This window comes from Halalkalibacter hemicellulosilyticusJCM 9152 (assembly GCF_000513115.1).
In the GTDB taxonomy this organism is placed as follows: domain Bacteria; phylum Bacillota; class Bacilli; order Bacillales; family Bacillaceae_D; genus Halalkalibacter; species Halalkalibacter hemicellulosilyticus.
This window is the reverse complement of sequence record NZ_BAUU01000005.1, coordinates 142,798-154,372: the sequence shown is the minus strand read 5'-3', so window position 1 is coordinate 154,372 and position 11,575 is coordinate 142,798. Positions and strand designations below refer to the sequence as shown.

The window sequence follows — 11,575 nt, the reverse complement described above, 5'->3', positions numbered from 1 at the left end:
TACCCGTTAACATGTCTTTCTAAGCAAGCTATTTCACGTTCCACAAAAAGTCTGGTATGGACGATCCGATGGTGCTGGTGGCTGACCATATTTCGTTAAGTTTAAAGAATAATCATACGGATTCGCTAATACATCAAGAAGCTGTTTCAAAACGTCATAATCATTATCAACGGCAGCTGCCAATGCTTCCTCTACACGATGATTACGTGGAATGACCACAGGATTAGACTTTCTCATTCGTTCCTGAACAAAGTCCTCCGAATGACCTTGATTAGCTAATCTCTCCTTCCATTGCTTATGCCAGGCTTGGAAGGAATCCGTTTCAAATAACGCTTCATCATCTAATTGATCCAATGTTAACGCTCTAAATGTATTCGTATAATCAGCTTCATGGGTTTCCATCATTTTCAAGAGATTATCAACAAGCTTTTGATCACCATCTACTTGATCTACCAACCCAAGCTTCTTTCTCATTCCGGTTAACCATTCTTCTTGAAAGGATTCTGAGAATGTTGCAATCGCCCCTTCGGCTAGTTTAACAGCTTGCTCTTTGTTCTCATGTAACAAAGGAAGAATTGATTCAGCCAACCTTGCCAAACCCCATGCAGCCATATATGGTTGATTTCCAAAAGCATAACGTCCTTGACGATCGATCGAACTAAATACGGTGGCAGGATCATACTGATCGATAAATGCGCATGGACCATAATCAATTGTCTCACCACTTATCGTCACGTTATCCGTATTCATCACACCATGCACAAATCCAACGAGCTGCCATTTTGCAACTAAGCTTGCCTGTTTTTTTATAACTTCTTCTAATAAACGCAAATACCGTTGATGATCATCAGCAATATAAGCATAATGCCGCTCAATTGTATAATCCGCTAAAGCTTGCAATTCATCCTTCTCACCATACTGAGCAATATATTGAAAGGTTCCTACACGAATATGACTAGCTGCAACTCTTGTTAAAATGGCTCCATCTAGTTCCGTTTCACGATATACCATTTCCCCCGTCTTTACAACTGCTAAGCTGCGACTTGTCGGAATCCCTAATGCATACATCGCTTCACTTATAATATATTCACGTAACATCGGACCTAGCGCAGCTCGACCATCACCTCCACGTGAATATGGTGTCCGTCCTGCTCCCTTTAATTGAATATCGACTCGATCTCCAGTTGGTGTCAATTGTTCTCCTAAAAGAATAGCTCGACCATCACCAAGCATTGTGAAATGCCCGAATTGGTGACCTGCATAGGCTTGTGCAATGGGCTCAGACCCAGGAGGTAGTTGATTCCCTGCGAATATTTGTACAATTTCTTCTCTCTTTAACTCATTACGTTCCAAGCCAAGAGTTTCAGCAAAGCATTCATTCAAAATGACCAACTGAGGCATTTCAACCGGTTTCGGCTTAAGTCTTGAATAGAACACACTCGGTAACTGCGAGTAACTATTATCTAAGTTCCAACCTTGTTCGTTTGTCATAACGACTCCTTTCGTGTGCAAAAATAAAACATTTCCTTCTCTATTCATTTTCTGACATCTTCATTATAAAAATACCTGTTGTATGTTACTCTAACATTGAACCCGTTTACATTAAACAAAATATCTTAAAAATCATTCTATGGAAAGGAGGATTCTCATGGAATGCTGGCTCATGAAAGTATATGGACGTGTACAAGGAGTAGGATTTCGTTATTTCACGCAAACGGAAGCTTTAACGTTAAACATTAACGGCTGGGCAAAAAACGAAGATGATGGAACGGTCACCGTTTATGCAATTGGCACAGCTTCATCACTCGAAGCTTTCCTAACAAAAGTAGAAACAGGCCCTCCTTTTGCCAAAGTTAAGAAAGTAACTGTAAACAAGCAAGAAGAATGGACAAATCCCTCCACATTTCAAATTAGATAAGAAAAACACGGCAGCGTCTATTCTATTAATTACGTCGTGCACAGTCGTTATTACGATCCTTGTAACGAGCATAGCCAGCGCCTCCCGTACATCCGCCTACCTACTTGATTTTTATTACCAAAATCTTAAAAAAGTCACTCTACTCCGACCCATTCTTATGTTAATATATACCTAACATGGAAAAAGGAGATGCAACTATGGCTAATCCTAATACACAGAACACACGTAAGTCGATCTTATTACTTGCACTAGACTTTATACTAGTTGGTATATCTCTCATTTGCTTACTTTATCTTCTCACCATTTACGGCACTGTTTCGCATCCAATTCTTTTACTTATCACGTTTTCTATCATTATTATCAGTTCAACTATTCGACTTATTTCTACGTTATACACGATAAACAAAAAGAGCTGACTGCAAACGAACAGCCAGCACATTTTTCCTTTTAATAACTTACCTGATGCTTACGAAACACACGATAAATGAACCAGATCAAGCCAACAGAAAGCATCGTATATATGATCACCTGCAAGACAGGATATAAAATCGGTTGACCTAGCACGTTATACGCATTAAATGATGCAAATAGCCTCTCGATTCGTAACGTTTCCATATAACTAAAAGACGTTACAAAGTGTGCCCATTTATATTCCGAACCGATCACATTCATTACGCGAGGCAAACCTAAAATCACACCAGAAACAAAAAACGTAACGAGTGCATTTCTCGTGAAAACTGAGACACTAAGGACTAGTATAGCGAAAGCAACACTTCCAAAAAGTTGCACACTTAACGTAACAACATAAAATTGCCAAACCTCCCATGCAAACGGAGAGTTGAAATAATTTGAATATGGAGACGCCGTATTCAAGCTTTGAATGGGTGCATTCCACCCTTGTATCCCACCATACTTATTAAGCTGTAAAATAAAATTAAAGATATGCAACGATAGAAATACTGTAACGATATAAGTAACAGCTGCCATTAATTTTGCGGTCACCAAATGACGCTTTCCATGCTTCGTCGCTAAAATGAGCCCTGTTGTCCTTTGAGTAAATTCATCTGCAAAAACAGGTGATAAGCCGATCAAAATCAAAATAGCTAATAACATAACCGAAAAAAACGGCTCAATGAAATGAAACATTCCTAACCACGCTTGAACAATATAAAAGCCATAAGAACTTTCAACTTCCTTTAGTATCCCGAGTTCTTTTTCAGCTACCCTATAGTCATAACTACTAGCACTTAACCTATTCATTTGTTCCTTCAATTCATTCTGACGCTCATTATTCTCTTGTAAACCTTGTCCTGCTAGAGACACTAAGTAATAGACTTCTCCAGCTATCCTGTCCCTTTCTGTATAAGTACCTAATTCCTGAGCGTCTGAAGCCTCCATTTGTTCACGAACATATAATTCTTTCTCTTCAGTCACTGGTCCACCTAGCTCTTCATATAACTCACCGTATATGTCACTTGCCGTGTTCCAATCAGCAGGCACTCTCTCTGCATAAACCATTAAGGCAAGCACAAGAGCTAACACGACGTAAATACTTTTCCGTGTAAATATCTTATAACATTCATGCTTATACATTTTCCTGGTCCTCCTCATAGAAATGATACAAATACACATCTTCTAATGTAGGGGGCACCACCTTTGCATGATGAAACGGCTGTACATCACTGACAATACGAACTTCAACTTCGTGCTCTTTCCTCTGAATATTACCGACTTTATAATGAGTCTGTATCGAGTCTAATTCCTCTTGTTTCATAAGCACCTTCCACACCTTACCATCCATTTCAGCTAATAGACCGTCGACATTGCTCCTTTGCTTCAAGCTTCCTTTTTCCATGATGAATATTTCATTTGCGATATATTCAATGTCAGAAACAATATGTGTAGATAATAATACAATTCGTTCATGAGAAATATCGGATAATAAATTTCGAAATCGAATTCGTTCTTTCGGATCCAGTCCAGCCGTTGGTTCATCGACAACTACGATACGCGGATCATTTAATAAGGCTTGCGCAATTCCAAGGCGCCGCTTCATCCCACCTGAAAATGTCCTCACCTTCTTTTTCCGACTCTCTTCTAAATTCACAAGCTTCAATACTTCCGTTACTTTTTCTTTTGTTTCCTGCTTATCCAGCCCTTTTAAGCTTGCAAAATAATTCAAAAAACGTTCAGCCGTAAAATGAGGGTACATCCCAAAATCTTGTGGCAAATACCCTAATAAATCCCGGTACTTTTCATCCAACAACGATATATCCTTCCCGTCTAACAAGATTCTACCTGAAGTTGGTTTTAAAATATGCGCAATCATCCTCATCAATGTTGTCTTTCCTGAACCATTTGGCCCTAACAATGCATAGATACCCTCTGTTAACTCCGCCGAAAAAGGCTCTACCGCCCATGTATCCTTAAATTTCTTCGCAACGTTATCAAAAACTAGCTTCACCGACTCCCACCCTTTCGTATGATGAATATTTTCTTATCATGCGCTTAAGCTGAATCATACATAGAGTAACTCCTACTAGTAAGAACACGACATGTAGAACAAGATTTACATGAGTGATCATTTCTACCCATGAATGTTGTGAGAACAAAAATAAGCTAAACATAGCCCATAACGTCATAAATAAAGGGGCAAACACCGCTCCACGAACATGTACGCTAATCAATAAAGCAAGAGCCACAAACCATGTAAAAGGTGTCATCCAAGTTAACGTAACCTCCCAAATAGAATAATGTGAAAGATTCGGCATGGCTAAAATCGTCACCCCCACCATGAGGAGAATGTTGTAGACAGAGATGATAAAGAGTCTTGAAAGAATCACTTCATAAACGGAATGTTTACAAGCCATCTCCATCTCAACTAGTCCTTTATCTCGTGCACGAAACACTTCTAATAGCCCTAATGCAAAAGGAAGAGGAGCTAATAGAATAAGGATGTACAGAGGATTTGCCATCGCCACATTCGAGATATAGGAACCAATCAATACTAACACGCAACTAATCACCCAAAATCCTTTATGGATAAACGTTATCTCCTTCCCTGCCCGAGAAATCAATGCTCTCATCTTCTCCATTTTCGAAACGGATTGTGCTTCCTTCTGAGGAACATATTGTCTTAATGAATCAACCGTTGCCTCAATCATGTCATCATTAGGAAATTTCACTATATAACAGTCTAATTCATCTTGTAATTTTTCACATTCATCGATATGACCGTTTTTCTTCACCTTCATCCCCTCCTTTTAACCATCTTCTGAGCTTCTCTACTCCCTGCTTGACCCTTGATTTTACCGTCGCTTCTTTACTATTGGTTACTTCAGAAATCTCCTTCACCTTCAAGCCGTGATAGAACCGTAAAATAATGACTTCCCTCTGGTAATCAGGTAATTGCGTAACGGCGGCCTTTACTTTTTCACTATCAGCCTTTTTGCTAACTAAATCCCAGACTGACTCCTGATGACTTGGTACATGAGTACCTAGCTCTTCTTCGCCAGCTTTCATCTTATAAGCGCTACTTCGAAAATAATCACGACATTGATTAACCGCAATTTTCAGCAACCAATTCTTAAATTCCCCACTATTGTTATACCGAGTTATTGATTTCATCATCTTAATAAACACTTCTTGCGTCATATCATAGGCGAGATGATAATCGCCAACTTTTCGATAAACGTATGAAAAAATAAGCTTATAATGTCTTTTGACTAGTACTTCCATCGCAGCTTGACTACCATTTAAAATTTCCTCTATCAATTCCTGATCTGTCGGCATTCTCTCACCACCTCTACTTATCATAACGAAATGCACAACAAAAAGTTTTAAAATATAAAGAAATTTTATTAGACAACGCGTAACGTGCGAAGCCAACGCCACCTGCGAATTCACCTACATCTTCCTCGATTCTTCCTTGACTTCCTTCTGCGATATTTATAAACACAGATTGTATAAGAAAAATATAGAAGGGTGTATGAAAAGGAAACAGTTCCCTTTCATACACCCTATATAACTAACATGTCTTAATAGAAATTATTATTAGGAGTACCATTAAAAATTTGCCCGTTGCGCAACGTGTATATTCCTTTGGCGAATTCATAATCCCTTCCTTCATTACTATCCCAAGACCCAAAACTATTATTAAAAGCAGCTTTTAATCTATTAGCCGTTCCAAGATTTAACGTAATAACAGCATATTCTGGATAATCATGAAAACGACTCATTGCTACTCCTGGTACCGCTGTCCACTCTCCATCAGATAATGCGTAATGAATTCTTGGATAGTCCCAGTTTGTATAATAATAAATCGTCACCTTCTCATCATTGATCACAGAATCAGGAGCACCTTCGACTACATGTCCATTTTTGACTGTGTATATCCCACTAGTGAAACTGTAATCTGCTCCTTGATTATTGTCCCACTGTCCCCTTCCATTATTAAATGCTGCTGTCAACTCCTCTTCATGATCAAGATCAATCGTAATGACATGATGATTCTCGAAGCTTGATAAAGACATTTTTTCTCCTGGAGCCGTTGTCCAAGAACTATTTCCAATTTTATAATGAATGTACGCTTGATCAAAGCCTTGATAATAGATAGTTAGTTTATTTGAATCTTCATTATCTCTCGTCCTTATTTCAAATTCTTCACTTGCTGACGATTCTCCTAATGGATTTACAGCAACCACATAATAAATATACGCTGTACTACTCTCAAGGTTTTCATCTACAAATGTAGCTATTTCTGATTCAGCTATTCGTTCCCCATTTCGATAAATAGCATAATAATCAACTTGCTGGTCAGGTGTATCCCATTCTAGTGAAACCGAATCTATCGTAACCTGATTGGCTCTTAAATTTTTAGGAGCTTGCGGAATCGTTGGTTGCTCTGGATTATCATCATGCCACTTTCCATCAAACCATCCATCAGCATCACGAAAGAACCCTGGCTGCCCGGACCCAGGCCATTGATTATCTTGATCTTTAAAAATCACATATGCGCTTTCTGTTCCTTCGATCTTATAAGAATACCAATCTCCTGTAACCCATTCCATTTCAGGTGCTTCGGTCCATGTAGGCTCGTCTATCTCAGGCTCTGTACCGTAAAAATAAAGGTGTGGCGTTCCCCAATTTTGTGGTTTTTTGAAATATATCGTCAACCCATCAACCTTTGTATACGTATACTGCTCTTCAGCTTTCCCAAATTCATTCTCAGCAAACAGTGATAAAACCATACTTTCGCCCGGCTCTATATTTTCACCAATTATAATTTGATCTCCATCAAAATACTCCACTTCAACACCGTTTAGACTATACGATGCCACATTTACGTTTTTTGCGTATAATGTTACTTCGATTGATTCCCCTGTAAAATCCCCACCAGGAGGGTCTGCACCCACTTGAGCATAAGACGGTACTTTCGTAAATATATATTCTTCTTCTACACTTCCAGCATCATTTTCAGCATGTAACCTTAAAGTGACTGATTCTCCTACTTCTACATCCGTACCTAGTGTTATCGTATCGCCATTTCCATACGAGGTTCCATTTGTATTTGGATCACTTCCATCAATTGTATACGCCCCGACCTCTGCTCTTTGCAAATGAAGGGTTACATCAATAGATTCGTCTTCAAACTCCCCACCCTCAGGGCTTGCTGAAACATTAGGCAATGCTGCTCCTTCTCTTTCTACCAGAATCACTCCATGATCGTTCGCATTAAATGTGACCTCACCATTAATAACCGTTGCTGTTTCATCTGTATAGAAGTCCCGTACGACCTCACCATCAGTAAAGACAGATGAAACATTTATTGTCGTTTTACCATTTGCCCCTACTGAAACTACAACCTCATCACTTATTTCGTCATCTTCATATATCCGACTGAATGTGTAAGGGGCTTCACTAATTTGTTGATGTTCCCCTGCTCCAATAGCGATATGACGATTTCTAAATTGCCCCATCTTTTGCCAATGGAAAAGTACGTCCTCATTTATCGAATCCCAGTTCATTGAAGATCGTGTCCCTTGATGTGGGTCTGAGCCAGTTGGACCAAATGGACGAGCTGTTTCGTCTCCATAAAAAACTTTCACAGCCCCTGGTAACAGCATTAAAAATGTGCCGCCCTCAATTAAATTATCCCTCGGATAAAGGTGTGTATCATGCTGTGAAATATAACTTAACACATTGAATGCAGAATCAGTATTTATTTGGTTGGCATAACTTGAGAATGTATTTTCCATACTATTCAAATCATACGCAGGTCCATTTCCACCTTCACCTTGAAAAGTAAAGTTAATAACTGAGTCGAATCCATAGTTGAAATATTCACTTTTACCAACACCGTGCCCCCAAACTTCTGCTGTCATCCAAAAATCATCTTCACTGTGCTCCCGGGGCGTCTGAATTTTTTTCACGCCAATTCCATAGTGCTTCATTTGCTTCATCTTTTAACTGTTGCCAACGATCCAATTCGACATGCTTCGCCGTATCCACACGGAAACCATCTATACCAAACTCTTCTACCCATGCAGCAAGCCACTTAGAAATATAGTCCGCTGGAGCAATTCCTAAATCGGTTCTCAACTGAGTAGCAGAAGGAAGTATCCATTCATCATATTGACCACTTTCTTCTCCATTCCATTTATTCACCAATAATGGCGGTAGGCCAATATCACTCCTAACATCCGTTCGAAAATCGGGTAAACCAGCTAAACACATCGTATGTTCACTATTCCCGCACCGCTCATAGCCTTCTATACCTGCCCGAACCCAATTCCCCCACCAATTTGTCCATGCACTAGCATGATCGTAGTTAATGTAATCATGGACGTCATGCCATGTCTGTCCAGAACTAGGAGTCCATTGATCAGAAACATTGGGATCGCCAAACCCATATTGATGCATATCAGCTAATGTATTATATCCAGGATGATTCATTACAACATCAAGAACAACTCGAATACCTTGTCCATGAGCAGTATCTACAAACTCTCTCATTTCTTCAATTTTCCCCATATTCTGATCAATCATCGTATAATCAAGAGCATAATAACCATGAAAAGCATAATGGGCAAAGTCTCCAGCAGATCCTCCACCAACCCAACCATGAATTTGTTCATAAGGGGCCGTTATCCAAATGGCGTTAACTCCAAGAGCAAAAAAATACCCTTCATTTAATTTATCAGTAAGACCTTGAAGATCTCCTCCGTGAAATGTACCAATATTTTGACCAGTTGCATCTACTTGAGGTCGCCCATATGATTGGTTGTTATCCGGGTTTCCATCATAAAAACGGTCAGTCATTGCAAAATAAACCGTTGCATTATCCCAAGAAAAATGTTGATCTCCTTCAATATTCCTATTATCAGAGAAATCGTTTGCACTAACAGGTAAATAAAACAACACAGGTGAAAAAGCTAATGAGAAAATAAGAAACAACATAGTCATATACGTTTTTAATCGCATGAACAACACTCCTTATAATTTTATAAAATCATCAATGATGGAATGTCTAAGTTGACTAATTTACTCAAGGGACTTTGTCTCTTTTTTCTTAAACCTTATATAAACACTTGCAATTATTACCTCCCTTCTTATATAAATGATCTCATTCTAAAAAGAGATTCATCTTTCTAAGAAAACGTTTGCACAAATTCACAAAAAAATAAAACAAGTTTATCTATTTTTTTATACTTCTCCTTATAATGCAAACGCTTTCTTCGTTGTGATCATAGCATATTCAATTATATATGTGTATACAATTAATTTAAAAACCGATCTTCAGTTCTAATGTCATAGCCCTTACCTAGTACTTTATACTCAACAGCTTGAAATATAACGGATAATCATTTCATCTATGACTACACTTTATTTGAATTCAGCGTTTTAAACACCCAATAGACTCTATCTACAATCTGCTATAAAACTGCAGATTGCAGGTAGAGTCCTCATTCTTTGATCACACTAGACATATACGTTAAAAACATTAAGAGTTCCCATCACCCTTATCTTTCTTTTCTCTCATAATGAAAATAATCAATATCAACATATCCACCGACTTGCTTCGTTGGATAGTTGAACAGCCCTACCCGATAACCCATAAAATGATCTAGCGTATATTTCATTTTTAAAACCTGTCCAATTTGGGACCATTCTTCCCCATTATGAGAATAATAAAATGTTGCAATATCTTGACTATCGACAAAGTTGAAATCAACTTTAAAGTAAAGAATGTCCTGATCATATGAGACTTTTTCAATTACTTCTTCATTACGACCTTCTTGTTTCATCGTCATCACAACATGATAATGATTACGACCTAAAGCCTTTACACCAACCGTACCAAAATGACTTTGAAGGGCAATCATTCCTGCATGATCACCCACTTTCATATGAGAAAGCTCAAGCTTAGATGAAGCCGAACACATCGGCCCTTCTGTTCGTTGTGTTAACGTATTGCGCGCCTGTAACACACTATTTGCTAGCTGACAGGTTTCTAGCCGCAAATGACCTGGGCGTTTTGTCAGAGACCATTTCGTATTATCAGGATTATGGTTCCACTGCCAATTCAATGCTAATTGATCTTCTTCGTAACAAAATTCATCACTTATGACAAGAGGCTTCTTTATTGTGGTCGCTTGTAAGTCAATTTCAAACTCTTCTGATACCTTTATCATCGGCCATCCTTCTTCCCAGTTTACAGGCAGTACGTATGGAATCCTCCCAACTGCATCATGGTCTTGAAACAACATCGCAAACCACTCATTAGTTGGTGTATCGAAAATCGCACCTTGAGCAATCCCTTTGTTAAAGTAGCCCATATCATCATCAAAAATAATCTTACGCTCATAATCTCCAAATAGTTGTTTAGAGCGATAAGCGATTTGACGTCGTCTCTGATTTCCTTCTGTGGGCCACTCGATAAATAATAAGTAATAGTAACCGTTCAACTTATAAGCGTGACAGCCTTCACATCGTAAACCGATTCCTTCCTTTTCGGTTTCCAATAAAAGGTTATCTACTCCCCCCTCTTTGACTGCTTTTACATCCTCGGTTAGTTCTGTAATTCGGATATCACCACAACCATAAATCACATAAACACGCTCCTCATCAAATAACAGAGCAGGGTCATGATAAATACCATTAATTATTGAACGTTCCCAATCACCATTTTCAATATCTTTAGTCTGATAAATATAAAATTGATTCATATCATTACTAGAGAAGCAAACATAAAATATTCCATTATGATAACGTAAACTAGCCGCCCATGACCCTTGTCCATAAATCCCTTTTCCATCTAGCAAACAATGAGCATCATTGCTCTCTAACGTATCAAACACATAACCGACTAACTCCCAATCAGCCAGATTTTCTGACTTCATAATCGGGCAGCCCGGTACTGTATGCATACTCGTACTCACCATATAATAAACAGAGTCAACTCGAATCACATCAACATCGGGAATATCACTCCAATATATCGGGTTTCTTATCATTGCTTTAGTCATACGACCTACCTCCCTTTTCATCTTGATAAACCTTTTATCTAACACTATAACAAAATGAGCATAAGTTATAAATGTTTTTATTAATTATTTCGTAATTTTGTTTTCGTTGTTTATGAACATATGTCAACCT

Annotated in this window: 10 protein-coding genes; 2 read left to right on the top strand and 8 right to left on the bottom strand. The window is 38.5% G+C overall.

The window, feature by feature from the left end; all coding sequences use genetic code 11:
• Positions 1-33: 33 nt before the first annotated feature.
• Positions 34-1,491 carry a protein adenylyltransferase SelO gene (locus JCM9152_RS04445; protein ID WP_035341484.1) on the bottom strand — a complete coding sequence of 486 codons (1,458 nt, stop codon included), beginning with the start codon at positions 1,489-1,491 and terminating at the stop codon, positions 34-36.
• A 157-nt stretch (positions 1,492-1,648) separates the two neighbouring features.
• On the opposite strand from JCM9152_RS04445, the gene JCM9152_RS04440 reads away from it, so the two are divergent.
• Complete coding sequence (locus tag JCM9152_RS04440) at positions 1,649-1,918, top strand: acylphosphatase (protein ID WP_035341408.1); 270 nt, start codon at positions 1,649-1,651, stop codon at positions 1,916-1,918.
• Between the two features lie 197 nt (positions 1,919-2,115).
• Positions 2,116-2,334 carry a hypothetical protein gene (locus JCM9152_RS22280; RefSeq protein WP_148296431.1) on the top strand — a complete coding sequence of 73 codons (219 nt, stop codon included), beginning with the start codon at positions 2,116-2,118 and terminating at the stop codon, positions 2,332-2,334.
• Between the two features lie 31 nt (positions 2,335-2,365).
• Here the strand turns inward: JCM9152_RS22280 and JCM9152_RS04435 are convergent, their stop codons facing one another.
• The 7 genes from JCM9152_RS04435 to JCM9152_RS04410 form a co-directional block, all read right to left on the bottom strand.
• Positions 2,366-3,511, bottom strand: coding sequence for a hypothetical protein (locus JCM9152_RS04435; RefSeq protein ID WP_035341405.1), 1,146 nt, complete (start codon positions 3,509-3,511; stop codon positions 2,366-2,368).
• Complete coding sequence (locus JCM9152_RS04430; protein WP_035341402.1) at positions 3,504-4,382, bottom strand: ABC transporter ATP-binding protein; 879 nt, start codon at positions 4,380-4,382, stop codon at positions 3,504-3,506. Before JCM9152_RS04430 ends, JCM9152_RS04435 begins: the two co-directional genes overlap by 8 nt.
• Positions 4,366-5,166 (bottom strand): hypothetical protein, encoded by an 801-nt coding sequence (locus JCM9152_RS04425; RefSeq protein WP_035341399.1) that lies wholly within the window; start codon positions 5,164-5,166, stop codon positions 4,366-4,368. The genes JCM9152_RS04430 and JCM9152_RS04425 overlap by 17 nt, the downstream gene beginning before the upstream one ends.
• The gene (locus tag JCM9152_RS04420; RefSeq protein WP_035341395.1) at positions 5,141-5,710 is read right to left on the bottom strand and encodes an RNA polymerase sigma factor; all 570 of its coding nucleotides are present in this window, start codon (positions 5,708-5,710) and stop codon (positions 5,141-5,143) included. The genes JCM9152_RS04425 and JCM9152_RS04420 overlap by 26 nt, the downstream gene beginning before the upstream one ends.
• Positions 5,711-5,955: 245 nt before the next feature.
• Positions 5,956-8,370 carry a carbohydrate binding domain-containing protein gene (locus JCM9152_RS23130; protein ID WP_235715623.1) on the bottom strand — a complete coding sequence of 805 codons (2,415 nt, stop codon included), beginning with the start codon at positions 8,368-8,370 and terminating at the stop codon, positions 5,956-5,958.
• A complete protein-coding gene (locus JCM9152_RS23125) occupies positions 8,315-9,400 on the bottom strand; it encodes an alpha-amylase family glycosyl hydrolase (protein ID WP_235715622.1) in 1,086 nt (361 codons plus the stop codon). Before JCM9152_RS23125 ends, JCM9152_RS23130 begins: the two co-directional genes overlap by 56 nt.
• A gap of 539 nt (positions 9,401-9,939) precedes the next feature.
• Complete coding sequence (locus JCM9152_RS04410) at positions 9,940-11,445, bottom strand: glycoside hydrolase family 43 protein (protein ID WP_035341394.1); 1,506 nt, start codon at positions 11,443-11,445, stop codon at positions 9,940-9,942.
• Positions 11,446-11,575: the final 130 nt, after the last annotated feature.